This is a genomic window from Thioclava electrotropha, from assembly GCF_002085925.2.
GTDB classification, from domain to species: domain Bacteria; phylum Pseudomonadota; class Alphaproteobacteria; order Rhodobacterales; family Rhodobacteraceae; genus Thioclava; species Thioclava electrotropha.
Map to the genome: position 1 here is coordinate 938,205 of NZ_CP053562.1, position 26,604 is coordinate 964,808.

Here is a 26,604-nt window from a genome sequence, read left to right on the forward strand (position 1 = left end):
AATCCTAAAAATGAAAATACACTTTCATTCGGGCTATGCGCAGTTTTTAGGCGCTATTTCTCCTGTTTTGCAGCCTTGGTGAGCGCCTCAAGGCTCTCCGGGGGCGGTCCGAGGTCGTCGAACCGCGCATGAAGGTCCTCGATCCGGGCGAGTCGGGCGCGCGCTTCGGGGCCAAGCGAGTCCACCAGGCTCGAGCAGAGGAAGTTGATCAGGCTCATCGCGACGACCGTGCTGTCGAAGATGCCTTGGCCGCGATTGTGGCAGCGCAGGGTGATCGTCGCGTGCCGCGCGGTCTGCGCCACGGTGGGGTCGCCGATCAGGATCGTCGGGATGCCCGCCTCGCGCGCGACCGTCATCACCTCTCCCAGCGCGCGCGGCCTGCGCCGCAGCCCGATCGCCAGCAGCACATCGCCCGGTGCGAACCCCGCGACATCCTCGGCGAGCGAGGCGCCCTCATAGGGCAGAAGCTGCACGTCTGATTTCAGATTGAGCAGCAAGGCGCGGGCATAGATCGCAAGCGCCCGCGAGTTCCGATAGCCCAGCACCCAGATCCGGCGCGCCGAGGCGAGGTGCTCGACCGCGTCGGCGACCGCCTCTTCCGAGAGGATCTCGGTGCTGCGGGTCAGGTTCTGCATATCCTGCGCGAAATGATCGGCCAGCTGTCCCGGCTCGGTACCGTCGCTCAACTCGCTCAGCGGCGAGCCCCAGCTTCCATTGCGCCGTGAATGCAGCCGCGCCTCGTTGTAATTGCGATAGCCCAGCCGCTTGAAGAAGCGCGCCGCCGTGGCCGAGGAAATCCCCGCGCTCTCGGCCAGCTCCGCAGCCGTATAGCTCGACAGGGTCGACTGCGCTTCGAGCACGACCTCGGCAAGGCGTTTCTCGCTGGGGGTCAACTCGGGAAAAATCGCCATGATCCGCATGTCGATCGGATCATCTCCCGACCCGGGTTGCGCCTCGGGGGACATCTCTTGCGTCACATCGGCCTCGTTTCTGCTCGAGCCCAAGTCTTGTTGCATGCGGGCGCGCTTTTCAAGCGATGCCTGTGTACGGCGGGGCTGTGGGGGCACATCTCAGCTGGACGTGACACCCGCCGACAGCTCCAGAATTTCCGTCGTCACCGACTCCTGCCGCGAAATCCGCGCGGTCTGTTGCAACGCGTCGAGCTTGCGTTCGGTCATTCCCTGAGCGGAGGCCATGGCGAGCATCCGGGCGGTGTTTTCCGCCGCCGTGGCATGCAACGCCACGCGGCACAGCTCCGCGTGCAGCAGCTCGGCAAAGAGCGACGCGCAAAGCTGCGCGGGCGGTAGCGTCAGCAGGGGCGGCTGGCTTGGCGGCGGGGTCGACCGGGTCGGGCGGGGAAGATGCGGCGGCGGCGGGCCTTCCAGCTGCCATCCTCCGTCTGGGCGTAGAAGGCGTCGATCGGGGCGCGCCCGGCCAGTTGCAGCAGCGTCTCGGCCAGCCGGTCGGCGAAGGGCGGAACCGCCGGGCCATGCGAGGGCAGGGGGAACTGCGCAAGCGCATTCAGGCCTTGCTCGGCGGCCAGCGCCGCGCCGCGCGTGCCGATTACGACGAGACCGCCGGGCGGCGTGCCCAGCTCGCTCAGAAGCCGGGCGTTGAACGATCCCGCAAAGCCTTGTTCGGCGAGAAACAGAACGGTGAGCGGCGGCCCTTCGGGTTTGGGCGGTATGGGCGCGAGCGACAGAACCCGGTCGAGCGCACGGCTCACCGTCGCCGCATGCAGATCCACCGAGGCAAGCTCTCCCTCTGTCTGACGCACGCGCGCGCCCGCGATGGCGCGCATCGCCCGGATCACCGAGGCGAGCGTGCGGATGCTGCCGATCCGCGCTTCGATCTCGGCAAGCTGCTCGCTCATTTCTCAGGCTCCGGCAAAAGCCCCTTCAGGCATTGCACGATCTGATCGTGCAGCCCCTCGCTGAGCGTGGCGGAGAAATCCGCGCCCGACAGCCCCGCCGCATCGAGCGCATCGGGCAGCGCCGCGCGCAGGGCGTCGATCTGCGCAGGCTCCAACCCGTCGAGAAGCCCCGTCTGCACCGCCAGAACCAGCGCCACCTCATCGGCGAGGCGCAGCGGCGCGTGCTGGATCTGGGCCAGCACCGCGCGCACCGCCCGCCCGCGCGCAAGCTGCGCCTTCACCCGCGTGTCCGGCATCCCCCCGAAGCGCGTGAAGATCTCCAGTTCGAGGAACTGCGCATAATCGAGCCGCATCGACTCCGCGGCGTCGCGCAGACTGCGCGCCTGCGTCTTGCCGCCCACCCGGCTGACCGAAGTGCCGACATCCACGGCAGGTTTCTGGCCGCGGTTGAACAGCTTGGCGTCCAGCGCGATCTGCCCGTCGGTGATCGAGATCAGGTTGGTTGGTATGAAGGCTGCGAGGTTGCCTGCATCGGTCTCCGCAATCGGCAGCGCGGTCAGCGTGCCGCTGCCCAATGCATCCGACAGCCGCGCGGCGCGTTCCAGAAGCCGGGCGTGCAGATAGAAGATATCGCCTGGATAGGCCTCGCGCCCCGGCGTCTGGCGGGTCAGCAGCGCAAGCTCGCGATGCGAGGCGGCGTGGCGCGTGAGGTCGTCGAGCACGATCAGCGCGTGGCCGCCGGTGTCGCGCAGCTCCTCGGCCATCGTCATGCCTGCGAAGGGCGCGAGCCATTGCATCCCCGGTGGTGTCGACGGCCCGGCCACCACGACGATGGTGCGCGCCAGCGCCCCGTTGCGCCGAAGGGTCTCGATCACGCGCTCCACCGAGGAGGTCTTCTGCCCGATGGCGACATAGACCGAGGTCACGTCGCCGTCCTTCTGGTTCAGGATCGTGTCGAGCGCGATCGTCGTCTTGCCGGTCGCGCGGTCGCCCACGATCAATTCGCGCTGGCCGCGGCCAAGCGCGAAGAGGGCATCCACGACCAGCGTGCCGGTCTGCATCGGCTCCACCACCGCGGCACGGTCGATGATCGCCGGGGCGGGGCGTTCGACCGGGTGTTTTGCACTGGTCGTGATTGGGCCGAGCCCGTCGAGGGGCCGCCCGAGCGGATCGACGATCCGGCCCAGCAGTTCCGGCCCGACCGGCACCCGCATCACGTCGCCCGTGCCAGTGACCGCATCGCCCTGCGCGACGCCCGCGATATCGTCGAGCAGCACCGCCGCGAGGGTCTCTTCGTCGAGCACATGTACGAAGCCCGATTGCCCGCCCTCGAAGACCAGCCGTTCGCCGGCGCGGGCCTCGGGCAGGCCCGACACCATCGCGACGCCGTCGGACACGCGCTCCACCCGCCCGCTGCGGCGCACGACGGGGCCGAGCGGCGCACGCGCGATGGCCTCGAGGCTGCGGTCCAGCCACTCGTCGGGATCATTGGGTGTCATTGGCCACCTCCTTGCGCATCCGGGCGAGATCGGCGGCCCATGAGCTTTCGAGGTGCAGGTGCTTGGTCTCCAGCGCGAGGCCGCAGATCAGCTCCGCATCCGTTTTGATCGCGGGGCGGATCTCTTCGCCCAAGGTCTTCCCGAGGCGGTCGGCGAAGGCCTCTCCGTAACCGGCCTCTGTCGCCTCGCTGATCCGCAGCATGAGTTTCTCCGAGCCGAGTGCCGCGCGATCCTCCGTGTCGAGGGCCGCGACCTGCGCCAGAAGATCCGTCGCATAGGCTTCGAGCAATGCGGGCCGCGACAGGCGCGCGCCGATGCGCTCGGCCATGCGCTGCGCCAGATCGGCGGCGCGCGCGGCATAGCGCTTCTCGGCCTCCTCTGCGCGGGCAGCGCGTTCGGCCTCTGCGGTGCGGGCCATATCGGCGGCCTCTGCGCGGGCATGGTCCAGAAGCGCCTTGCGCGCGGCTTCGGCCTCGGTCTGGGCCTGCGCGAGCATCTCGGACTTACGCGTGCCGACCTGGTCCAGCGCCGCCTCGGCCTGCGCCTTCGCCTCATCGGCCTTGCGCGCGGTCTCGCTCGCGTCGCTCAATTGCTTGTCCGCTTCGGCCTGACGCGCCTGAATGGCACTCACGATCGGGCGCCAAAGCACCCGGCTCAGAAGCCAGATCAGCACCGCCGCATTGAGCGTCTGCAGCCCGAGCGTCCACCAGTCCAGTGTCATGATCAGCCGATGAACGGGTTGGCGAACAGCAGCAGAAGCGCGATCACGAGGCAGTAGATCGCCGTCGTCTCGATCATCGCGAGCCCGACGAAGAGCGTGCGCGAGATCGCGTTCGCGGCCTCGGGCTGACGGGCGATCGCGTCCATTGCAGCCGCGACCGAGCGCCCCTCGCCAAGCGCGGGACCAAGCGCCCCGAAGGCAACCGCCGCGGCGGCCGAGATGACGCTCGCCACTTCAATATATTCCATAGTCAGTCCTTTCCGGATCCGTGGGAGGTTTGGGATTCCGCCACTGCCGCCGCGATGAAGACCATGGCGAGGACGGTAAAGATGTAGGCTTGGACAAGGCCGGTCAGCAGATCGAGCGCCATGAAGGGGATCGGCACGAACAGCCCCGCAAGCGAGAGCACGATCCCGATCACGAAGACCCCGCTCATGATATTGCCGAACAGGCGGATCAGCAGCGAAAAGCTGCGCGTCAGCGTCTCGACGAGGTTCAGCGGGATCATCAGCGGCGTCGGCATCGCAAAGCTGCGCAGGTAGCCACGCACGCCGCCCGCGCGGATGCCGTAGACGATCACCGCTACGAAGACGAGCAGCGCAAGGGCCGCGTCGGTTTCGAGGTTGGCGGTCGGCGGCTCAACGCCCGGGATCAGCGAGGACCAGTTCGCGATCAGGATGAACAGGAACAGCCCGCCGAGGAAGGTGCGGTAGCGGTCGGGCGCGACGCTCATCGTCTCGCGGATCTGGGTGTCGAGCACCGTCACCAGCAGTTCCAGCGCCGCTTGGCGTCGCCCGGGCTTGAGGCTCAGGTTCCGGGTCAGCGCGTAGCATCCGGCCACGATCACCACCATCAGCACCCATGTCGTGACGACGGGTTGCGTGATCGGCACGGGGCCGATCCAGAACAGGACGGTGGTCTCCAGCGGCGAATTCATGCAGACCTCGCGCGGCGCAGGGTGAGCATCCGCCCGATGCCGATCCCGAGCGCCGCCGCCAGCAGCGGCACGGCACCAAGACGCGCGCAGCCCACGAGAATCCCGATCGTCAGCCCGAAACGCAGCACGGTCAGCACGATCGCCTTCAGCGCCTTGCTTTCGAGGAGCATCGCATCCGTGCCCGCCCGCAGCAGGGCGAAATGCACGAGGCCGACGCCGATGCCGAGGATCAGCGCGCCTGCGCCAAAAAGAAACTCAACCCCACTCATTGCTGCTGCACCCAGCGCCAGCCCAGCCAGCACCCCACGACAAGCCCCACCATCATCAGCGCGGCGGTCCAGAAGATGCCCGACTGGGCGCTCCGGTCGATCCATCTGCCGCCCGCAGCCCCCGCGAGCATCGGCAGCACGACGATCCATCCGAGCACACCGATTTGGCCCAGCCGTCTTGCCAGTGGGATGTCACCCTCCTCTCGGGCTTTCTCGATCCGGGCGGCGTGGCGGCGCGCGGCGCTCTCCATCGGCTCCTCCGTCTGTTCCCGGTCTTCCGGCGGGTGGGTCATATCCAATCCTTCCGAGCCTGCGCGCCGTCGAGGCTCGCCACCAGCTGCCGGATCGCGAGCAGATGCAGCCGGGTGGAGTCGGCCTGTTTGGTCTTCGCGGCGTCATCCTCGGCCTGAAACCGCTTCAGGATCGTGTCGCCCAGCTCGGGCAGGTCGCCGGTCACTGCGGCGCGGGTCGAGACCGAGACATCGCTTCCATTCTCGACCATAAGAACACCGCCCTTCACCGCGCAATAGTGCCGTTGGCCCTCGACCACCCAGGAGATGACCGAGATGCTGAGGCTGGTGAGGAACTCGGCATGGCCGGGCAGGATGCCGAAGCCGCCGCTCTCGTCCTCGGCGCGGATCGCGGTGACGTCCTTGGCATCGACGACGATTTCGAGGGGCGTGGCGATGGTGAGCCTCATGCCGCGGCCTCCTCTCGCTGGCGGGCCTCGTCGATCCCGCCGATCATGTAGAGCGACTGATCCGACCAGTCGTCCGCCTCGCCTGCGAGGATCGCGCGGCAGCCCTCTAGCGTATCGGCCAGCGGCACCGAGCGCCCGGTCTGGCCGGTAAAGGCCTCGGTCACGACAAAGGGCTGGGTGAGGAAGCGTTGCAGCTTGCGCGCGCGGCGCACCGCCAGCCGGTCGGCCGCGCCGAGCTCCTCGACGCCGAGAAGCGCGATGATGTCCTGCAATTCGCGGAACCGCGCCAACAGCGCCCGCGCTTCGCCCGCCAGCTGGAAATGGTCCGCCCCGACGATCTCGGGGTCGAGCAGTTGCGAGGACGAGGCGAGCGGGTCGATCGCGGGGTAAATCCCCTCAGAGGCCAGCTGACGCGACAGCACGATGGAGCTGTCCATATGCCCCGAAATCGCGGTGACTGCCGGATCGGTGAAATCATCCGCCGGGACGTAGACCGCCTGAATTGCCGTGACCGACGCCCCGGCGGCGGAGGCGATGCGCTCCTCCAGTTCGGCGACTTCAGACGCGAGGGTGGGCTGATAGCCCACGCGCGAGGGCAGGCGACCCAGAAGCCCCGAGACCTCGCTGCCCGCCTGCACGAAGCGGAAGACGTTATCCATCATCAGAAGGACATTGCGGTGATCGCGGTCGCGGAAATCCTCGGCGATGGAGACGGCGGTCAGCGGCACCCGCCAACGCGCGCCGGGCGGCTCGTTCATCTGGCCATAGACCAGCGCGGTGCGCGCGAGCACCCCGGACTCGGTCATGTCGGCGAGCATCTCATGGCCCTCGCGCGAGCGCTCCCCCACGCCCGCGAAGATCGCGATGCCCTGATATTTCTCGACCATCGTGTTGATGAGCTCCATCACCAGCACCGTCTTGCCCACGCCCGCACCGCCGAACATCGCGGCCTTGCCGCCGCGCGCCAGCGGCAGCATCAGGTCGATTACCTTGATCCCGGTCTCGAAGGCAGTGACCGCGCCGCTGCCCGACAGGCGCGGCGGCGTGCCGTGGATCGGGCGGCGAGGTGTGCTCTTGGGCAGGGGATCGCCGCCGTCGCGCATCGCCCCCGTCACATCCATCAGCCGCCCCAGAACGGCCTCGCCGACCGGCACTTCCAGCGGCTTGCCCGTGGCGCGCAGCTTGCGCCCGCGCGACAGCCCGAGCGTCGATTGCAGCGCGATGGCGCGCACCCGATGCGCGTCGAGATGACCATGCACCTCGAAGCTGCCCGGCATGTCGTCGTCCGTCAGCGTCAGGATCGAATGGATCGGCGGCAGCGGGCCATCGAAACTTGCGTCGATGACCGGCCCGCGCACCGCGATGATCCGCCCTTCCGTCGTGCTCATCGCGAGGTATATCCGCCGTCGACGAGGTGATAGCTGCCATTCACGAAACTCGCGGCATCCGACAGCAGGAAGCAGGTCAGCGCCGCGACCTCCTCGGGCGTGCCGAGCCGTCCGGCGGGATGCAGCGCGACCAGCGAGTCCTTCACCTCGGGCGCCAGCCCCGACAGAAGCGGCGTCTCGATGAAGGCGGGGCCGACCGCATTGACGCGGATGCCCTGTGCTGCGTGATCGATCGCCGCCGCCCGCGTCAGCCCCAGAAGCGCATGTTTCGCCGCGACATAGGCGCAGGCGCTCGGGAACGCGACCGAGCCGAGGATCGAGGACATGTTCACGATCGCGCCGCCGCCCGATTTCAGCATCGCGGCGATCGCGAAGCGCATCCCGTAGAACACCCCGTTCAGGTTGACGTCGATCACCTGTTTCCAGCCGTCGAGCGGATACTCCCCGAACGGCACCTGCGGTCCGCCGATGCCCGCATTGTTCACGGCAAGATCCAGCTTGCCGAAGGTCGCGACGGCCTTCTCGACCATCGCTTCGACCTCCGTGGCCGAGGTGACATCGACCGCCATCGGCTCGGCGGTGCCGCCGGCCTTGCGGATTTCCTCGGTCACGGACTTGGCCGCGTCCGCGTTCTGATCGGCCAACAAGACCGAGGCCCCGCGCGCCGCCAATTCCTTGGCGATTGCCGCGCCGATCCCCGATCCCGCGCCCGTAACGATAGCTGATTTACCTTCGAAATCCCGTGTCATAGCAGTCCCGGCCTCCGTTTTGGATGCAGGAAGGGTAACGATCTCGATGCGTTGAGACTTTGACGGGGATCAAGCGGGGCGGGCCCGGTTGAGATGCACACGAACTCGTGATTGCGGTGCATGGTTCGTGGCGTCTGAAGACCAGCGAAACTGAAACCGCCCGCGACTCTGCTCGAGCCGCGGGCGGTGATCTTTCAGCGTAGAGGGCGCGCTTACATCGCCCAGGGGCCGTGGAAGTCGGTGCCCTCGCGGTCGGTGCGCTCGAACCCATGCGCACCGAAGAAATCGCGCTGGCCCTGGATCATGTTCGCGGTGCCACGCGCGGTGCGCATCGTGTCGAAATAGCTCAGCGCCATCGACAGGGCCGGAACCGCCAGCCCGTGGGCTGCGGCGATGCTGACGACCTTGCGCAGCGCGCCGTGATGCGCCTTCAGCAGATCCGCGAAATAGGGCGCATACATCAGGTTGCGATCGGGCGACTCGCTCAGCGCGCTCGCCATATCGTCGAGCATCGCCGAGCGGATGATGCAGCCGTCGCGCCAGACCAGCGCGATGTCGGGCAGCGGCAGATCCCAGTCGAAGGGCGCATTGGCCGAGCGCAGCAGCTCGAAGCCTTGCGCATAGCACAGGATCTTGCCCGCGATCAGCGCGTTCTCCAGATCCTCCGCGCTCAGTGCGCCCTCGGGCAGCGCCTCGGGGGCCGCGCCGAACATATCCTCGCCCTGCTTGCGCGCGTCGAGCCGCGACGACAGGTTGCGCGCCATCACCGCCGCTTCGATCACCGGCACGGGGGCGGCCAGATGCTGCGCCTCGATCACGGTCCAGCGGCCGGTGCCTTTCTGGCCTGCGCGGTCGAGGATGATGTCGAGCATCGGCTCCCCGCTCTCGGGATCGGTGGCGCGGGCGACCTTGCCGGAAATCTCGATCAGATAGGATTTCAGCGCGCCTTCGTCCCATTTCGCGAAGATATCGCCGCAGGCCTGCGAATTCAGCCCCATGCCGTCGCGCATCACGCCGTAGGTCTCGGCGATCATCTGCATATCGGCATATTCGATGCCGTTATGCACGGCTTTGACAAAATGCCCCGAGCCGCCCTTACCCATGAAGCCTGCGCAGGGCGTGCCGTCGAATTTCGCCGCGATCGCATTGAGGATCGGAGCCACGCGGTCCCAGTCCTGCTGCTCGCCGCCGCCCATGATCGCGGGTCCGTGGCGCGCGCCTTCTTCACCGCCGGAGACGCCGATGCCGAGGAAACGGGGCCCTGCCTTCGCTGCTTCTTCCGCGCGGCGCTCGGTGTCGTGGAAATTCGCATTGCCCGCGTCGATGATCAGATCGTCCGCGTCGAGATGGGCGCGCAGCGCCGCGATCTGCTGATCGACCGGGTCGCCTGCGGGGACCATCAGGATGATCGCGCGGGGTTTCGCGATCGAGGCCACGAGGTCTTCGAGATTTTCGCAGGGCGTGATCTTCGACGCCAGTTCGCCCGCGTTTTCATGGAAGGACTTGGTGACGCTGGTGGTGCGGTTGAACACCGAAATGTCAAAGCCTTTTTCCGCGATATTAAGGGCGAGCATGCCGCCCATGGTGCCAAGGCCGATCAGCCCGATTTGCGATTGTGCCAAGATACGGCCTCCGAAACTGTTGCATGCGGGCCACTTCAGGCGCCCGGATCGTGTCTCTTTCGCTGCGCCGGACCGCCTGATTGCGCGGCGCTGCGAGGGCGACCTGCACGAATTGCCCCAAGATGGCGGAAGTTGCAAATCGCCCGCAACGGCAGGGGCGAAGAAATGCGATAACGAGTTTCTGAGCAATTTACTCGGAAAAGGGGTTGCGCCCGCCGATCTGCGCCACTAACGAATACCCAATCAATTTACTCGGGAATCGACGGGGTGCCCACAGCATGTTGGCAACATTCATCATCGGCCTGCGCGAAGGGCTCGAGGCGGCGCTGATCGTCGGGATCATCGCGGCCTTCCTTCGCGCCCGGGGCGAGCGTTTGACCGAGATGTGGCTTGGCGTCGCTGCCGCCGTGGCGCTGGCCGTCGGCGTCGGCGCGGGGCTCGCGCTGGTCGAGGCCGCGCTTCCGCATAGCGCGCAGGAAAAGCTCGAATGCGTGATCGCAGCCGTCGCGGTCGTCTTCGTGACGCTGATGGTGCTCTGGATGACGCGCCACGCGGCGGGCCTGAAGGGCCAGATCGAGCGCGACGCCGATGCGGCGCTGGGGCGGGGGAGCCGGGTCGCACTGGCGGCGATGGCTTTCCTCGCCGTGCTGCGCGAGGGGTTCGAGACCGCCGTCTTCCTGCTTGCCACGATCTCCGGCGCGCAGACCGGGCATTGGGCGGGGCTTGGTGCAGCATTTGGCCTCGCGGCATCGGTCGTGCTTGGCTGGGCGATCGCGCAGGGCGGGATGCGGCTCAATCTGGGGCGCTTCTTCCGCTGGACCGGCGTGTTCCTGATCCTCGTCGCGGCGGGGCTGGTGTTGCAGACGCTGCGCTCCGCCCATGAGGCGGGCTGGTTGCTGGCGGGTCAGCAGCGCATCGCCGATCTGAGCTGGCTCGTGGCTCCCGGCACAGTGCGCTCGGCGCTGATCACCGGCGTTTTGGGCATTCCCGCCGATCCGCGCCTGATCGAGGTGTTGGGCTGGATCGCCTATCTGATCCCGGTTGCGGCGCTGACCTATTGGCCGCGTGCACTGCGTCCCGATTCCCGCACGGCGCAATGGCTGCGCGGTGGGCTGGCGGTCGCCTTCGCGGCATTGGCCGTCGGTATCGCGGCGCTTTGGCCTCAGCCGCAGGTGACGCTGCCCGATCATGCGCCGCGTGTGCTGGAAAGCGATGTCGACACCTCCGCCGGGCCTGACCTGCGCTTGCAGGGACAGGTGCTCGAGATGGGCGCGACCCGCGTCGATCTGACGGGCGCCGAGGCCACGCCGGAGCGGCATCTGGGCCTGCCAAGCCTGCATCGCGAAGTGCAGACCCAAACCGAAATTGCGGGCGCCCCGGGTCAGATCGATCTCGCAACGCTTGCGCAGCTCGCGGGTGGGCGGCTGCCGGTGGGCGTCAGCCCGGCGCGCAATCCCGGGCCTTTCGTCGCCGAATGGACGCGGCTGGAGCAGGTGACCGTCTGGACCGCAGGCGATGCGCTTCTCGACGCGCAGGGCCGTAGCGCGGTGACGCTGCGCCTCTCGGGTGGTGGGCTGACGACGCCGCGCACGTTGCGCGTCGATATGGCCCCCGGTGGCATGGCGACCGGCGCCTGGGTCATGGCCCCCGCCGCCGCGCAAGGCGCTGCCGATGCGCTGCGTTCCGTGCGCCGTGCCCGTATCGAGCATCAGTTCTGGGCCCGAGAGTTGCCCGTGATCCTCTTCCTCATCGCGCTCGCACTGGCGGCCTCCGCGCTCGCCCGTGCGCGCCCCGCACCGTTTTTCCCCGCCAGGTCCCTCTGACCAAGCCAAAACCGCAGAGCAAATACAGGAGCCTGACAATGAACATGTCGTCCCGCGCGCGCCGCCGCGCCATTCCCCTTCTCGCCGCGTCCGCGTTCTTCGCGCAGCCCGCACTGGCCGATGCGCCCACGAATAACGGCGCCGCGCAGGTCGCGATCACGCTGACCGGCGATAACGGCGGCGCATGCGTACTCGATCACGACAGCGCGGCGGCCGGGCCGATCACCTTCACTGTGACCAATGAATCCGCCCCGGCGATCTCCGAGCTGGAGCTGCTGTCGGACAGCCGCATTCTCGGCGAGAAAGAGAACCTCGCCCCCGGTCTGCCCGCGTCGAGCTTCACCGTCACGCTCGACGGTGGCGACTATCGCATATATTGCCCGGGCGCGGCCGAAGACACCGTGGCCTTCACCGTGACCGGTGAGAGCAAGCAGCGCGCGCAAAGCGCGATCGGCGATCTCTTGGACGAAGGCACCGCAGGCTACGCCAACTACGTCGAAGGCATGGTTGGCGCGATGGTCACGGCAAGCGAACGCCTCGCCGCGAAAGTGGACGAAGGCGACGTGGAGGGCGCGAAGGCGGCCTATGCGCAAGCCCGTCCGTTCTACGAGCGGATCGAACCCGACGTTGAAGGCTTCGTCCTGCCCGGCACCGACCCGACCGACAACTCGGGCAACCTCGATTACCTGATCGACATGCGCGCCTCGAACCTCGACCCGGCGGTCGGCTGGCACGGCTTCCACGCGGTGGAGCGCGACCTGTTCGAGAGTGGAGAAATCACCGACGAGACCAAGGCCTATGCGGCGGAGCTGGTGAAGAACGTCAAGATGCTCGCTGATCTGTCGGGCGGGATCGAGTATCGCCCTGAAGATCTCGCGAACGGCGCTGCAGCCCTTCTGGAAGAGGTGCAAAGCGGCAAGATCAGCGGCGAGGAAGAGGCCTACAGCCATATCGACCTTGTGGACTTCGCGGCCAATATCGAAGGCGCGCATCAGGCCTTCGCCTTCCTCGAGCCGGGGCTGAAGCGGATCGACCCGGACGTGGCCGAGACCATCGCGCAGCGCTTCGCGGATGTGCAGACGATGCTCGAAGACTACCGCGATCCCGACGCTCTGGGCGGCTACAAGATCTACGATGCCGAGCTGCGCAAATCCGACGCGGTGAAGCTGAGCCGCGCGATCCAGATGCTGCAGGAGCCGCTGTCGCGGATCGCCGAAAAAGTCGCCACGGCAAGCTGAAGACGAAGGAGGCCATGATGCGCGGGCAAGACGATAAACCGGCAGGACTGTCGCGGCGTGGGCTGTTTCTGGGCGCGGCAGCGCTTGGCGGCACCATCGCCGCGGCGGGGCAGGCGGCGGAGACCGGCAAGGTTGCGCCCGACGCCATGCCCGACCCGGACCAGAGGCGCTACGCCTTTTACGGCACCGGGCCGCAGGCCGGGATCGCCACGCCGCCGCAGCAGCATCTGATGGCCATGGCCTTCGACCTGACCGGGACCGATCCGCGCGCGCTGCAAGTGCTGCTCGCGCGCTGGTCGGCCTCGATCGGGCTGATGATGGAAGGGCAGCCGGTCGGTCCGGCAGAGCCCGACCGCGACACGGCCACCGCGCTCGAGACCGGCGAGGCGCTTGGGCTTGGCCCGGCGGGTCTGACCGTGACCGTGGGTCTTGGCCCGCGGGTTTTCTCCAAGGAGATGGGGCTGGCGGCGAAAGCCCCGCCGCATCTGCGTCCGCTGGTCGATCTGCCCTCGGACGCGTTGCGCCCCGAGATCAGCGGCGGCGATCTCTCGCTGCAGGCCTGCGCCGACGATCCGCAGGTCGCCTATCACGCGGTGCGCATCCTCGCGCGGATCGCGAAACGCACCGGCGCCGCGACCGTGCGCTGGACCCAGCTTGGCTTCGGGCGCGCCTCGGCTGGGGCCGGGCAGGAGACGCCGCGCAACCTCTTTGGCTATCGCGACGGCACCCGCAACATCACCACGCCCGGGCAGTTCGCGCAGCATGTCTGGGTCAATGACGGTCCCGAATGGCAGCATGGCGGCACCTATCAGGTGATGCGCCGGATCGAGATGCATATCGAGAACTGGGACAACGCGCAGGTCAGCCACCAGAATGACGTCTTCGGGCGGCACAAGCTCACCGGCGCGCCGCTGACCGGAGAGAACGAATTCGACACACCCGATTTCAAGGCGAAGAACGCGGAAGGCGAGCCGGTCATCCCGACGCATGCGCATATCCGTCTGTCAGCGCATGAAACCAATGACGGCATCCGCATCCTGCGGCGCGGCTACAACTTCACCGGCGGGCTGAATGCGGTCGGACGGCTCGATGCGGGGCTGTTCTTTATCAGCTACCAGAACGATCCCGCGCATTTCGAGGCGCTGCAACGGCGGCTCGGCGCGTCGGATCTGCTGAATGAATACATCTCCCACACCGGGTCGGGACTGTTCTGGGTGCCGCCTGCCGCGCCGAAAGGGTCCTATATCGGAGCACCGCTTTTCGCGGCGGTCTAAGCCTCCGGGGCTGAGCCTGAGTTGAGGCCGTTGCGCGCCGTCGTCGCGGAGAGACCAAGAAGCATCAGAAACCTCAGGAAGTCTGAGCTGTGCCGGGGGCATAGGTGACGGGGGCTGGCGGTTTACAGCAGTTGACTCGGTCGGGGGAAAGGTCACTGTGTCGGGCCGGGCCATTTGGCTCCGCGCCCCGCTCATCCTCCCCCGCACATCGTCAGTACCGAGGTTTCCCCAGCATGTCGCTTCCCCCCATCGGCCTCGAGGACGCATTCGGCATTGCCGGGATCGGCCGCTGGGAATTCTCGGTCGAGGCGCGCCGCTTGGTAATCGACGAGCCGTGTCGTCTGCTCTTCGACATCTCCGAGGGAGAGATGGACTTGCAGGACGCAGTGCGGACCCGGGTGATCGAGGAAGATCGCGAGCGCGTTTTCGAGGCGCTCGACAGTGCCGTGAGCGATGGCGACATCTATGACGAGGTCTTCCGGATCACCCTTCCCTCGGGCGAGCAGCGCTGGATCCGTGGCGTTGGAAAATACCGCGCGCAGGCGGGCCAGCGCAAAGTCATCGGTGTCAGCTTCGACATCACCTCCGAGCAGGAGTTGCTGGCCGAGCGCGAGCTGCACCTCGCCGAGATGAACCACCGCATCAAGAACCTCTTTGCGCTCGTCTCCGCAATGATTTCCAGCGCGGCCCGCGCGAGCGAAACCAAGGAGGAAATGCTGGACGAGTTGCGCGGTCGCGTGACTGCCCTCGATCGCGCGCACTCCATGATGCTGCGAACGGACAGCACCCAACCGGTTGCGCTCGGCGGGCTGTTGGAGCGGGTGCTTGCGCCTGCACGCGCCGAGCAAACCATTCTGCTGTCTGGCGCAGAGGTGATGATCCCCGCGCGGGCGCTGACCTCGCTGGCCTTGATCTTGCATGAATGGGTGACAAACTCCGCCAAATACGGCGCGCTGCGATCTGTGGACGGCCAGATCAATGTGACATGGGAGCCCTATGAGAACGGCGTTCACCTCACCTGGAAAGAGCAGGTCCCGGATTACGACGCGGCTGCCGAACAGGGCTTCGGCTCACGCCTGATCCTCGCCTCTGCGATGCAACTGCGCGCGGAGAAAGAGCGCCGCTATGAGGATGGCTGGCTCATCATCGACATGAAGCTGCCGCTCGACGGGTACTGACGCGCGAGACCCCCGGGGGGGAAATCGGGCAACAGCCGAGACTTTCTGCACGATCGGCTCCGCGATGCAGGAACAAGCGTCGCACCCATTGGTTCCCCTACACGATACGATTGAAGTCCCATTACCGAAACAGCCCGTTCATCGCCCGGAGCCCATGCGTTTCCGGGAAGGGAGGCACATGCGCATCGCTATCATTTCCCCAATTCGTCACCCCATTTCGGCGCCCTTCATGGGTGGGATGGAGGCTCATTCCTACGCGCTCGCAGGCGCCCTCGTCGCGCGAGGGCATGAGGTGACACTGTTTGCGTCGGGCGACAGTCAGCCGCCTGAAGGGGTGGAACTGTATCCGGTCACGGAGCACCATGTCGACAGTGCCTATCCGTCGAAAGGCGGCCGCGAGTCCGATGTGCCCGATACCCATCTCGACAGCGCCTTCGCGGGCATCCTGCAAAAGTTGGAGATGGGAGGCTTCGACATCATTCACAACAATTCGCTGCACCGCTATCCGCCGCGGCTGGCGCGGCGGGAGCGGATCGCGATGCTGACGTCCCTGCATGTGCCGCCCCTTGAGACGCTGCGCGACGCCGTCCACGATGCCCGCGCGCCATGGTGTCGTTTCACCGTCTGCACGGGGGCGCAACGCGAGCGTTGGGCCAAGCCCGACTGCGATCTGTCCTTCCATGTCGTGCCGAACGGGATCGATACCGGCGTCTGGGGCTTCTGCCCTCATGCCGATGGCTCGGCGGTCTGGTTCGGGCGCATCACTCCCAACAAGGGCACCGCCGAAGCGGTGCAGGCCGCGCGGATCGCGGAGCTGCCGCTGCGGATTTACGGGCCAATCGAGGATCGTGCGTATTTCGACGACACCATCGCCCCCTATCTCGGGGCGCAGATCACCTACGGTGGCAATCTGACGGCGGAGGACCTGAGCGCCGAGGTCGCCAGGGCGTCGGTCTGCTTTTTCACGCCGGTCTGGGATGAACCTTTCGGGCTCGCCGCAGCCGAGGCGATGTCCTGCGGGGTGCCCGTCGCTGCCTTCGATTCCGGCGCGGTGCGCGAGGTCGTGGGCGAGGCGGGCGTGATTGTTCCCACAGGCGATGTGTCCGCGCTTGCGAGTGCTGCACGCAAGGCGATGACCTGCGACCGACAATTCGTGCGCGACCGGGCGGTTGCCCGCTTCGGGGTGGAGCGGATGGTCGACCGCTACGAAGAGCTCTATCGCATGTGCATGGCGGGGCTTTCGGAGCCCGCGCCCGAGGTCGATTTCGCGCCGGACGATCTGCCGCCGGCAGAGGTCGGTGTCAGGCTGGCGGTGGAATAGCGCTGGAACGAAAAAGGCGCGGACCGCTGAAGGTCCGCGCCCGAAAGCGTCTCGGAATTGGCAGCTAGTGCAGCCGCTCTCTGGAGCGATCGACCATCGCCTGCGTGATCAGGTTGGTGTCGCCGCTGCGGCGGAACCAGCGCATATTCGTGCGTCCGATACCTTCGACTATAGTTCCGGCTGGCAATGAGACATCGGGCGCCAGCAGCGTATCGGTCAGGTGGCAATCGCGCGAGACGGCGCCTTTCGCCGTCAACGCGGAACGCCGACCGACCCCGATGACGCCCGGCTGCGCCTCGAGATGAAGGCAGCTCAGCGGCGGGCTTCCCCGTGCCGTGCCGCCCTGTGGTGCCGCGAAATCCAGAAGGGCAGAGCGATAGTCGTCGAGCGTGTCGATATCGCGCCAATAGGCTTCGCGCCCGGCGTCGCTGCGCGGCAGGCGGTAGGCTTGCAGGGCCTTCTCGCGCAGCGCGGCTTCCAGCAGGTCGGCCTCGATCGAAATATCGAACCGGCCCAGCGATAGGTCCGGCAGTTCCTTGCGCAGCCACGCGGTCTTGAAAAGGTAGATCCCCGTCGCGACCAAACTGCGCCCCGAGTTTTCGCCGATCTCGGCGGGCGCGTTCGGGCGATGGGTGAGCGCGCTGACATGCCCATCTCGCGCGACTTCCAGCACCGAATGATGCTCCGCATCTGACGATGAGAGCGTTGCGGCGACCAGCGTCGCGGGCGCGTCACTCAGGCGATGGTGCTGGATGAACGGACGCAGATCGATGTCGCAAATCTGATCGGCGGGCATCACCAGAACATCGTTAACGCCTTCGCGCTCGAGCAGGTTGAGATTGGCGAGAAGCGCATGGGCCGTGCCGCGATAGCCGCCGCGCGAGAGCCGTGTCGCATCGCGGATGAGCAGCCCGTCTGGGAAGGCATCCGCCCATTTGTCGCGCAGATGCCGGATCAGCGGCGCGGGACGATATTGCGTCGCGATTATCGCCCGCGTGAACCCGGCAGCACGCAGCGAAGCAAGAGTGAAATCCACCAATCGCTGGCCGCCAGCGCCGAAGGGCAGGGCAGGTTTGCAACTCTCCTCGGTCAGCTCGTACAGACGCTTTCCGCGCCCGCCGGCCAAGACCATGGGAAGACAGCCGTTCAATAAATTGGGTCTTTTCTGAGTCAGCATCAGAGCTCCTCCACCGTGACGCTGCGACATGAATAAGCTTAACGCTTTTCAAAAATGAAAGCCATGAAACGGGTCCGTGGTTCCCGGATTTCCGCCGGTTCGCGGTAAGATTTTCGCGTATGTTTTTTGACCATTTCGAGAGCTTCCCGATAACCCTTTGAGTCTAGGGGACGGTCTCGGACGATGTGTCAAAAAGCAGGTCGCGCTGATCCGCCGATCAATTAGGCAGGCGGCGGAAATGCGAGGCGGGTGGCAGTGTCCTCTGCTGCCGAATCGCGAATCTCGAAGAGCGCGCCATCGCTCAGATCGCGCAGGTCACGCCGGAAGCGCAGGGTGATTTCGCGCCCGTCCGCGCGACGGGTGAGCGTAAAGATACCGTCACGCTCTGCCGCCTCGGCGGTGCCTGCGCGGAACACGTCCTCCGCCTGTCGTCGCAGCTTCAGGAGGTGTCGCGTTGTGTCCGATTTCGCCTGCTCGAAGGACGTCAGGGTTTCCGGCAAAGCGAAAGGGCGGCGGTTGTCGGGGTCGGTCAATTCGTAGAGGGCGCGCTCCCCGCGCTGGTAGATGTCGGGTATGCCGGGCAGCATCATCTTCAGTGCCAGTTGCAGCAGCGACATCCGTTGTCCCGTCGCGATCAGGGGCGCGAGCTCGGCCGGCGGCTGCGCCTCCCATGCCGCGCAGATGCGCCGCGCGGTGTCCAGTGCGGCGTCCTCGGCTTCGATGTCGGGGAAGGACCAGCGCGTGATCTCCCCTCCCTCGCGTAGCGCTTTGCGAAGATGCTCGGTCAGGCGCTCGCACACGTCCGGACCGGGCGCTGGGTCGTCCCAGATGCCCAGAAGGCTTTGCGTGGCATACCAGACGAAACCGGCATCCGAGATTGCGGCGTCCTGCATCGCCCCATCGAACAAAGCGGCAAAGGTCTCGGGGTGATACGAGATCGCGGCGATCCGCATCCGTGTGTCCTCAGCGCGTTTCGTGTCGTGGCTCGAGGTGAGCGTCAGCGCCGTATCTCGCTGGCCCTGCGCGCTGGAGAACCACGCGTTCAACCCTTCTGCATCCAGCAGCGGCGTATCGGGTTCCGCGCCGACCTCGTTCGCGGCGAGGTAACGGGTGTGGCGGAAGAAGGCCGTGTCCTCCTGCGCCTTCGCCACCACCGCCCCCGTGACCTGCTGGAACCGGATGCGGAACTTGAGGCTCGGCTTGTCCTTCCCGTCGAGCAGCAGCCCGGCAAGCAGATCGAGCGCCTCGCGCTGCGGCAAGGTCTCTGCCGCCGCTTCCACCGTCTCTTCGATGATGGCGCGGTCTTCGGGCGTTGCGGGCGGTGTGGTGATGTAGCTGCGATAGCGCGGGAAAAAGATCAGCAGCGCCAGCATCGCCTCGCGCAGCGTCTCGGCATCGGGCGGGTCGAGCCGATCCACCACGAGTGCCGCCTGCGCGAGGTCGATCAGTTGGTGCAACTCGGCCGCGAGGTCTTCGGGGATCACCTGCGCGCGCGCCTCGCGGCACATCGTCTCGTAATCGTCGCAGCCGCCGGTGCGGTCGCGCCAAAGTGCGTCGAGCCGCGCGAAGCCTTCGGGTTCGGTGAGCAGGCGACAAATCTGGCGTCCCGCCTCGTAGCCCGTGGTGCCGTCGGTCTGCCACTCGGCGGGCATCGCCTCGTCGCCGGTCAGGATCTTCTCGACCCAGATCGGGACTGCATCGCCGACCGTGTGGCGCAGCCGCTCCAGATAGGTGGCGGGATCGGCGAGCCCGTCGATGTGATCGATCCGTAGCGCGTGGGCGAGCCCCTCGCGCACCAGTCGCGCAGGCAGTTCGGTCATCGCGGCGAATACCGCCGGATCCTCGATGCGCATCCCGATCAGCCCGGTGACGTTGAAGAAGCGCCGATGCGAGAGCGCGCCGCGTTCGCGCGTCCAGTCGCGCAGTTGCCAGTGCTGGTGCGTCAGGACCGTAGCGATGTCTCCCAGCGCCGCCGTGCCGGGCGCGAGCGGAAGCCAGCCGCCCTCCCATTCCACCGCGCCACCGTGAACCTCAGTCAGTCGCAGCTCACCCTTCGCCAGCATGTCGTCGAGCGGCTCCGGCAGGAAAGGCAGGATCAGTTTTTGCGACCAGTCGATCGCGAAGTAATCGGCATAGGCGCTGTCGGGGCCATGGCGCATCGCGTCGCGCATCCACGGATTGTCGAGCGAGAGTGCGGTGTGGTTCGGCACGAGGTCGAGCACGATGCCGAGCCCCACCGCCTGCGCGGCATCCGACAGCGCACGAAACCCGTCCTCGCCGCCAAGCGCCGGGTCGATCTCCTGCGGATTGGCCACGTCGTATCCGTGGGTCGAACCTTCTGTCGCAGTGAAGATCGGCGACAGGTAGAGATGGCTCACGCCCAGATCGGCGAGATAGGGCAGGAAGGTTTTCGCAGCCGCGAAGTCGATGCCGTTTCGCAATTGCAGCCGGTAGGTCGCGATCATGGGGCGGGCGGTGGCAGCGGGCAGATCGGACGGCATCACTCAATCCTCATGTCGATGGCGAAGGCGTCCCGGCGCGGGTCGCTTATCGAGAATAGCGCAGGCTCCCGGCGCGGCGCATTGGATGCGGGTGCCCCGAGGCTGACGAGACTATCGAGCGTCCCCGCCGCGAAAGGCCAGCGCGCGTGGAAGGCCTTCGCCCCGTGGCGCGTGACCTCGCCGGGCCCGGTCTTGCCGCTGCGCAAAAGCGGCAGCAGATGCGCCCGGCGCAGGCTCAGAAGCTGGCGCGTCAGCTGCAGCCACTCCTGCGCGCGGGGCCCGGTGTCACCGTAAGGGTAGCACAGGCGCGGCGTGTCGGGAGAGGCGGGGTCGATCATCGCCCCCGTGTCGTAGCCGATGCCTTGCAGCTCTTTCGTCCGGCCCGCGCGCAGCGCGGCGATGGCGTCGTCCGGCGGGTCTGCGAAGAAGGGGAAGGGCGCGGTCGAGCCGACCTCTTCGCCCATGAATAGCATCGGCGTGAAGGGCATCAGCAACAACAGCGCATGGATCACCGCACCCGCCTCATCCCCGATCAGCCTCAGGAGGCGCTTGCCCTCGGGGCGGTTGCCCGCTTGGTCATGGGTGAGATTGGCGTTCACGAAAGCGGACCATGGCAAATGGGCGGCGGGCGCGCCGCGCGCTTTCGTCCCGTCGGCCCGCGTCTGGCCTTCCTCGACTTGGCCCTGCGCCATCGCCCGCGCTAGATCGCCGAACGGGTCGGCGGCATGGCCCGCGTAATAACCCTGTGTCTCGCGGGTCAGCGCAACATGCAGCGCGTTATGCCAATCGTCGTTCCACTGCGCGTCGTACCCGGCGTGACGCAGATCGGGGAGGTTGCGCTCGTCTTCAAGGATCAGATGGATCGGACGGCCTCGATCCTGCGCGCGGATCGTTTGCAGAAGCTCGATCAGGAAATGCGGCTCGGACGGATCGCGGATTGCATGGACCGCATCGAGCCGCAGCCCGTCGAGACGGTATTCGTCGATCCATCCTGTCGCCGTGTCGCGCAGCAGGGCGCGCAGCTCGGGCCGTGTGAAGTCGATCGCATCGCCCCAAGGCGTGGCCTCCCCGCCGAAGGTCTGGGGCGCATAGGCGTGCAGGTAGTTCCCGAAGGGGCCGAAATGGTTCAGCACCAGATCGAGGATCACCATGATCCCGTGGCCCTGCGCTGTGCGAATGAAGGCGCGCATCTCGTCGGGGCTGCCATAGTCGGGATGCGGCGCGCGCAGCAAAACCCCGTCATAGCCCCAGCCATGAGCGCCGTGGAATTGCGAGACCGGCATAATCTCGATGGCCGTGATGCCGAGCTCTGCCAGTTCGGGCAAGCGTTCCGAAGCAGCAGCGAACGTGCCCTCGGGGGTGAAGGTGCCGATGTGGATTTCGAGGATCACCGCCTCGTCCCATGGCCGCCCTTGCCACGTCGCGCCCCAATCGAAAGTGGCCGGATCAGCGGTCAGGGAGGGGCCGTGCACATCGCCTTGCTGGCGGCGTGCGGCGGGATCGGGGTAGTCGGTGCCGTCGAGGCGGAATGCGTAGGGCAGTCCGTCGCGGGCCGCGACTGAGACCTGCCAGCCGCCGTTGCCCATTGGCGCCATCTCGTGCACCGATCCGTCCAGCACCAGCTCTGCGCGCTTCGCGGCAGGGGCCCAGATGGCGAAGTCCCAGTTACCCTCCGCCCCCGGATGCGCACCCCAGCGAAGGGGCCGCCGATCGCCTGCCGCCGTCACGCGTCGCCCTCGTCGCTCGCAGCTTCACCCTCACGGCAAAACGCGTGCAGCGATTGCCACGGCAGCGACTGCACTCCGTCGACTGCCTCGTCGCAGCGCGGATCGTCCCGGGTCGTGTCGAGGATATGGTGCCAGCCGTCGCCGGGCAGGGTGAACTCGCATGCATCGCCCGCATTGGCGACGATCAGCAACTCGGGGTAGCCTGCCAACCGGTGCCGCGATCCGACGCAGCACTGCCCCGCTTCCTGCCAGTCGCCATCCTCCATCTGCCGCCCCGACGCGTGCCACCAATCGCTGACCGGGGTCGCGGCGTTGGGCGCAAAGGCGGGCGGTGCGAGGTGATAGCGCCAGTCCTGCCGGAAAGCGACCATCGCGCTGAAACTGTCGCGCAGATCGGTCCGCGCGCCCTCCCAGTCGATCCATGTCGTCTCGTTGTCCTGACAATAGGCGTTGTTGTTGCCGTTCTGGCTCTGGCCCATCTCGTCGCCTGCGAGGATCATTGGCACGCCGTGGCTGACCAGCAGCGAGCCCAGCATCGCGCGCGCCCTACGCAGGCGGGCGGCGTTGATCTCGGGATCGTCGCTCGGCCCTTCTACGCCCATATTGTCGGACAGGTTATGGTCGTGGCCGTCGCGATTGCCCTCGCCATTGGCCTCGTTGTGCTTGTGGTTGTAGCTGAGCGTATCCCAGAGCGTGAACCCGTCATGAGCGGCAAGGAAATTGATCGAGGAGGTCGCGGGGCGATGCGTGTGGTCGAACTGCACCGGCGAGCCCATCAGCCGCTGGGAAATCTTCGGCAAGAGCCCCGGATCGCGCCGCCAGAACGCGCGGGTGTCATCGCGGAACTTGTCGTTCCACTCGCGGAAGGGCCAGGGAAAGCCGCCCACCTGATAACCGCCTTCGCCGATATCCCACGGCTCGGCGATCAGCTTCACGCCGGACAGCACCGGATCCTGCCGGATTGCGTTGAAGAAAGCCCCCTCGCGTTCGAAGCCGGCGGGTTCGCGGCCCAGCGTCGAGGCGAGGTCGAAGCGGAAGCCGTCGACATGCACCGCCTCCACCCAGTAGCGCAGGCTATCCATCACGAGGCGCAGCACCATCGGATGGGCGACGTTGAGCGTGTTCCCGGTGCCGGTCGTGTCGAAGCCGTGGCGTTTGTTTTCCGGCGACAGCAGGTAGTAGCTGCGATTGTCGATGCCCTTGAAGCTGAGCGTCGGGCCAAGCTCGTTACCCTCGGCTGTGTGGTTGTAGACCACGTCGAGGATCACCTCGATCCCGGCCTCGTGGAAGCGTTTCACTGCGGCGCGCACCTCGCGCACGTCCTCGCCGGCGAGATAGCTGCGATTGGGCGCGAAGAACCCGATGGAGTTGTAGCCCCAGTAGTTCGACAGGCCGTTCTCGACCAAGTGGCGATCCTGCACGATGGCATGGATCGGCAAAAGCTCGATCGTGGTCACGCCGAGCGTCAGCAGGTGGTCGATGATCTGCGGCGAGGCGAGCGCGCGGAAGGTTCCGCGATCGGCCTGAACGACGCCGGGATGGCGCATCGTCAGGCCCTTCACATGGGCCTCGTAGATCACCGTTTCGGACCACGGGCGGTGCAGCACCTGATCCTGATCCCAGTCGAACTGCGTGTCGACGACGATGGCTTTCGGCATGAACGGGGCGGAGTCGCGGGTGTCCTGCTTCAGATCGGAGCCACCAATGGGATAGCCGAATAGCGCGTCATCCCATTTCAGATAGCCCCGCATCGCCATCGCGTAAGGGTCGAGAAGCAGTTTGTTCGGGTTGAAGCGCAGACCTTCTTCGGGCGCAAACCGCCCGTGAACGCGGTAACCATAGGCGAGGCCCTCCTGCGCGCCGGGCAAATGGCCGAACCAGATCCCGCCCTCCTGCTGCGGCATCTCCAGCCGCGCGAGTTCCTCCTGGCCCTCATCATCGAAAAGGCACAGCTCCACCTTCTCGGCCTCTTCGGAGAAAATCGCGAAATTCACACCGTCTCCGGTGACGCGCGCGCCAAGAGTATCGGGTCGCCCCGCATACGGATCGAAACGCAGCGAACTGGGGGTCATAGGGGGAGGCTCCATGTGCGGAAGAAACGGTGACGCGCCAACGGGTTCAATGCGCCGTAACGTAAACGGTTCCCGGGCATGCGGTGCAAAGAAATGGTTCGGGGAAGGGCCGCACACACTTCGACCAACATATCGGAGCCGTGAATTCAGTCGTGGAAACTTCAAGGAACTGCGCCACGCCCCCTGCGTTTCTGAACCGATATTTTCCAAAATCTGAGGTTCCGACATGACGAACGACAAGCGCGGACGCCCCGCCACCACAGACGGGGGCGCCCCCGTCCAAAGTCTCGAACATTCGCTCACGGTCGGTTCCGACGGTCCGATCGTTCTGAACGATCACTACCTCATTGAGCAGATGGCGAATTTCAACCGCGAGCGCATCCCGGAGCGCCAGCCCCACGCCAAAGGCTCGGGCGCCTTCGGCCATTTCCAAGTGACGGGCGACGTCTCGAAATACACCAAGGCGAAGGTGTTCCAGCCGGGCGCGAAGACCGACATCGTGGCGCGCTTCTCGACCGTGGCAGGCGAACGCGGCAGCCCCGACACATGGCGCGACCCGCGCGGCTTCTCGGTGAAGATGTATACCGAAGAAGGCAACTTCGACATGGTGGGCAACAACACCCCCGTCTTCTTCGTGCGCGACCCGTTGAAATTCCAGAGCTTCATCCGCAGCCAGAAGCGCCGCGCCGATAACGGTCTGCGCGACCACGACATGCAGTGGGACTTCTGGACCCTCTCGCCCGAGAGCGCGCATCAGGTCACCTATCTGATGGGCGATCGCGGCATCCCGCGGACCTGGCGTGAGATGAACGGCTATTCGAGCCACACCTATTCGCTCGTCAACGAAGCGGGCGAGATGTTCTGGGTGAAGTTCCACTTCAAGACCGATCAGGGCGACGGCAACGCGCATTTCACGCAGGAAGAAGCGGACGAGATGGCGGGGGCCGATAGCGACTATCACCGCCGCGACCTGTTCAACGCGATCGCCGAGGGCAACGCTCCGAGCTGGACGCTCTATTTCCAGATCATGCCCTTCGAGGATGCCAAGACCTATCGCATCAACCCGTTCGACCTGACGAAGGTCTGGCCGCATAAGGACTATCCGCTGATCGAGGTCGGCAAGATGGTGCTCGACCGCAACCCGACCGATTTCCACACCGAAATCGAGCAGGCGGCCTTCGAGCCCAACAACATGGTCCCCGGCGTCGGCCTCTCGCCCGACAAGATGCTGTTGGCACGTGGCTTCTCCTATGCCGATGCGCACCGCGCGCGGCTCGGGGTGAACTACAAGCAGATCCCGGTGAACAAGCCGCAGGCCGAAACCAACGCCTACACCAAGGACGGCGCGCTGCGGGTCAACAAGTCCGAAGACCCGGTCTATTTCCCGAACTCCTATGGCGGCCCGGAAGCGCATCCGCAGAAATCCGAAGCCGGTCTGTGGTACTCCGATGGCGAGATGGTCCGGCAGGCCTACACGCTGCGTGAGGATGACGACGACTGGAGCCAGGCAGGTTCGCTCGTGCGGGACGTGATGGACGACGCGGCGCGCGAGCGTCTCGTGAACAACGTCACCGGTCACCTCTGCGACGGTGTGAGCGAGAAGATTTTGCAGCGTGCGTTCGAGTACTGGCGCAACATCGACGGCGATATCGGCGCGCGCATCGAGAAAGCGGTCCGCGACAAGCTGGGCGGTGAATCGAAAGCGCCGGGCATGGCCTCGGCCAAGAGCATCGGCGGCTGACCTGATCGTTAGACATGCCACCAAAGGAAAAGGCGGGGCCGCGGCTCCGCCTTTTTGCTATCCGCTTAGCTTAGAGAGGCGTCACTCCTCGCCATCGACATAGAGCGCGACGACATCCTCCTCCAACACGCCGCCGATCGCTTCGAAGGCTTCGCCTGCGTCGCGGAACTCGGACAGGGTCAGATCGGGGAACACGAAATACTTCCCGGCGACGTTTTCCTTTTGCGCCCCAAAGACGATCCGCTTGATCCCGGAGAACCGCGCCGCCGAGAGGCACATCTCGCAGGGCTGCAGGGTCGTCAGCAGCACGCAGCCCGCGAGCGACGGATCGTCCTGCGCCCGTGTCGCCTTCGCGATCGCCACGATCTCGGCATGGCGGGTCGGGTCGCAGTTCAGATGCACCTCATTCTCCCCCTCGGCGATGATCTCCCCGTCGCGCAGGATCGCGGCGGCGATCCCCGCCTTGCCCGGCTCCTGTGCGGCCTCTTTCGCTTTGGCGATCAAGCGGGCCATCGCCTCGCGTTCGGTCGGCGTGGGGTGCTCGGGCATGGATGCGATCCTTTCGGCGGTCTGAGAAAGAGGGGCGGGCGCGGCGGGCGCGCAGGGACGAACGCCCACGGCTGCGCGCTGTTCCCCGCTTGCGGTTGCGACCAATCCCACACGCGCGCCGGTTTTTTCGGGAACCCATGTCGACATTCGGCGTTGGACGAGACTTACAGGTGACCGAAAGGCGCGCCGCGAAGCTGCTGCGTCTTCGTGGGGTCCAAGTCTCCACGGGGCGAATCGGGTGGTGG

The 26,604-nt window shown here is 66.3% G+C and carries 24 protein-coding genes; 6 read left to right on the forward strand and 18 right to left on the reverse strand.

Going from position 1 to position 26,604, the window contains the following annotated elements:
- Positions 1-53: 53 nt before the first annotated feature.
- From AKL02_RS04670 to gndA, 13 genes are all read right to left on the reverse strand, one after another.
- Entirely contained in the window at positions 54-1,016 is a 963-nt protein-coding gene (locus tag AKL02_RS04670; protein WP_083078834.1) for a MurR/RpiR family transcriptional regulator, read from the reverse strand.
- Between the two features lie 54 nt (positions 1,017-1,070).
- Positions 1,071-1,244: a hypothetical protein gene (locus tag AKL02_RS21045; protein ID WP_232621716.1), complete on the reverse strand. Its 174-nt coding sequence runs from the start codon at positions 1,242-1,244 to the stop codon at positions 1,071-1,073.
- 65 nt (positions 1,245-1,309) lie between these two features.
- Positions 1,310-1,873: a F0F1 ATP synthase subunit gamma gene (locus AKL02_RS04680; RefSeq protein WP_198453256.1), complete on the reverse strand. Its 564-nt coding sequence runs from the start codon at positions 1,871-1,873 to the stop codon at positions 1,310-1,312.
- Positions 1,870-3,372, reverse strand: a complete 1,503-nt coding sequence (locus tag AKL02_RS04685; RefSeq protein ID WP_083079538.1) for a F0F1 ATP synthase subunit alpha — start codon at positions 3,370-3,372, stop codon at positions 1,870-1,872. The genes AKL02_RS04680 and AKL02_RS04685 overlap by 4 nt, the downstream gene beginning before the upstream one ends.
- Complete coding sequence (locus AKL02_RS04690; RefSeq protein WP_083079540.1) at positions 3,359-4,093, reverse strand: F0F1 ATP synthase subunit B; 735 nt, start codon at positions 4,091-4,093, stop codon at positions 3,359-3,361. The genes AKL02_RS04685 and AKL02_RS04690 overlap by 14 nt, the downstream gene beginning before the upstream one ends.
- Positions 4,094-4,095: 2 nt before the next feature.
- On the reverse strand, positions 4,096-4,341 hold the full coding sequence (locus AKL02_RS04695; protein WP_078519861.1) for a F0F1 ATP synthase subunit C: 246 nt from the start codon (positions 4,339-4,341) through the stop codon (positions 4,096-4,098).
- A gap of 2 nt (positions 4,342-4,343) precedes the next feature.
- Positions 4,344-5,030 (reverse strand): F0F1 ATP synthase subunit A, encoded by a 687-nt coding sequence (locus tag AKL02_RS04700; RefSeq protein WP_083079541.1) that lies wholly within the window; start codon positions 5,028-5,030, stop codon positions 4,344-4,346.
- On the reverse strand, positions 5,027-5,299 hold the full coding sequence (locus AKL02_RS04705) for an N-ATPase subunit AtpR (RefSeq protein ID WP_083079543.1): 273 nt from the start codon (positions 5,297-5,299) through the stop codon (positions 5,027-5,029). Before AKL02_RS04705 ends, AKL02_RS04700 begins: the two co-directional genes overlap by 4 nt.
- Positions 5,296-5,592, reverse strand: coding sequence for an AtpZ/AtpI family protein (locus AKL02_RS04710; protein WP_083079545.1), 297 nt, complete (start codon positions 5,590-5,592; stop codon positions 5,296-5,298). Before AKL02_RS04710 ends, AKL02_RS04705 begins: the two co-directional genes overlap by 4 nt.
- Positions 5,589-5,999, reverse strand: coding sequence for a F0F1 ATP synthase subunit epsilon (locus AKL02_RS04715; RefSeq protein WP_083079547.1), 411 nt, complete (start codon positions 5,997-5,999; stop codon positions 5,589-5,591). The genes AKL02_RS04710 and AKL02_RS04715 overlap by 4 nt, the downstream gene beginning before the upstream one ends.
- A complete protein-coding gene (atpD, locus tag AKL02_RS04720) occupies positions 5,996-7,387 on the reverse strand; it encodes a F0F1 ATP synthase subunit beta (protein ID WP_083079549.1) in 1,392 nt (463 codons plus the stop codon). The genes AKL02_RS04715 and atpD overlap by 4 nt, the downstream gene beginning before the upstream one ends.
- Entirely contained in the window at positions 7,384-8,136 is a 753-nt protein-coding gene (locus AKL02_RS04725) for an SDR family NAD(P)-dependent oxidoreductase (RefSeq protein ID WP_083079550.1), read from the reverse strand. The genes atpD and AKL02_RS04725 overlap by 4 nt, the downstream gene beginning before the upstream one ends.
- Before the next feature lie 212 nt (positions 8,137-8,348).
- Entirely contained in the window at positions 8,349-9,758 is a 1,410-nt protein-coding gene (gene gndA, locus AKL02_RS04730) for an NADP-dependent phosphogluconate dehydrogenase (protein WP_083079552.1), read from the reverse strand.
- A 278-nt stretch (positions 9,759-10,036) separates the two neighbouring features.
- Between gndA and efeU the strand changes: the two genes are divergently transcribed.
- The 5 genes from efeU to AKL02_RS04755 all read left to right on the forward strand — a co-directional run bounded on the left by efeU (position 10,037) and on the right by AKL02_RS04755 (position 16,592).
- Positions 10,037-11,581: an iron uptake transporter permease EfeU gene (gene efeU / locus AKL02_RS04735; RefSeq protein WP_083079554.1), complete on the forward strand. Its 1,545-nt coding sequence runs from the start codon at positions 10,037-10,039 to the stop codon at positions 11,579-11,581.
- Positions 11,582-11,619: 38 nt separating this feature from the next.
- The gene (gene efeO / locus AKL02_RS04740; protein ID WP_198453257.1) at positions 11,620-12,819 is read left to right on the forward strand and encodes an iron uptake system protein EfeO; all 1,200 of its coding nucleotides are present in this window, start codon (positions 11,620-11,622) and stop codon (positions 12,817-12,819) included.
- Between the two features lie 17 nt (positions 12,820-12,836).
- Complete coding sequence (locus tag AKL02_RS04745) at positions 12,837-14,093, forward strand: Dyp-type peroxidase (protein WP_083079556.1); 1,257 nt, start codon at positions 12,837-12,839, stop codon at positions 14,091-14,093.
- Between the two features lie 233 nt (positions 14,094-14,326).
- A complete protein-coding gene (locus tag AKL02_RS04750; protein ID WP_083079558.1) occupies positions 14,327-15,271 on the forward strand; it encodes a sensor histidine kinase in 945 nt (314 codons plus the stop codon).
- 238 nt (positions 15,272-15,509) lie between these two features.
- Positions 15,510-16,592 (forward strand): glycosyltransferase, encoded by a 1,083-nt coding sequence (locus AKL02_RS04755; protein WP_232621774.1) that lies wholly within the window; start codon positions 15,510-15,512, stop codon positions 16,590-16,592.
- A 64-nt stretch (positions 16,593-16,656) separates the two neighbouring features.
- Here AKL02_RS04755 and AKL02_RS04760 read toward each other — a convergent pair whose 3' ends face one another.
- The 4 genes from AKL02_RS04760 to glgX all read right to left on the reverse strand — a co-directional run bounded on the left by AKL02_RS04760 (position 16,657) and on the right by glgX (position 24,084).
- Entirely contained in the window at positions 16,657-17,769 is a 1,113-nt protein-coding gene (locus AKL02_RS04760; RefSeq protein WP_165757041.1) for a sugar phosphate nucleotidyltransferase, read from the reverse strand.
- Between the two features lie 221 nt (positions 17,770-17,990).
- The gene (treY, locus tag AKL02_RS04765; protein WP_083079564.1) at positions 17,991-20,270 is read right to left on the reverse strand and encodes a malto-oligosyltrehalose synthase; all 2,280 of its coding nucleotides are present in this window, start codon (positions 20,268-20,270) and stop codon (positions 17,991-17,993) included.
- Entirely contained in the window at positions 20,270-21,997 is a 1,728-nt protein-coding gene (gene treZ, locus AKL02_RS04770) for a malto-oligosyltrehalose trehalohydrolase (protein ID WP_083079566.1), read from the reverse strand. Before treZ ends, treY begins: the two co-directional genes overlap by 1 nt.
- Positions 21,994-24,084 (reverse strand): glycogen debranching protein GlgX, encoded by a 2,091-nt coding sequence (gene glgX, locus AKL02_RS04775; protein ID WP_083079568.1) that lies wholly within the window; start codon positions 24,082-24,084, stop codon positions 21,994-21,996. Before glgX ends, treZ begins: the two co-directional genes overlap by 4 nt.
- 211 nt (positions 24,085-24,295) lie before the next feature.
- Between glgX and AKL02_RS04780 the strand changes: the two genes are divergently transcribed.
- The gene (locus AKL02_RS04780; protein WP_083079570.1) at positions 24,296-25,810 is read left to right on the forward strand and encodes a catalase; all 1,515 of its coding nucleotides are present in this window, start codon (positions 24,296-24,298) and stop codon (positions 25,808-25,810) included.
- Positions 25,811-25,891: 81 nt separating this feature from the next.
- Here AKL02_RS04780 and AKL02_RS04785 read toward each other — a convergent pair whose 3' ends face one another.
- Complete coding sequence (locus AKL02_RS04785) at positions 25,892-26,359, reverse strand: nucleoside deaminase (RefSeq protein WP_165757042.1); 468 nt, start codon at positions 26,357-26,359, stop codon at positions 25,892-25,894.
- Between the last annotated feature and the right edge of the window lie 245 nt (positions 26,360-26,604).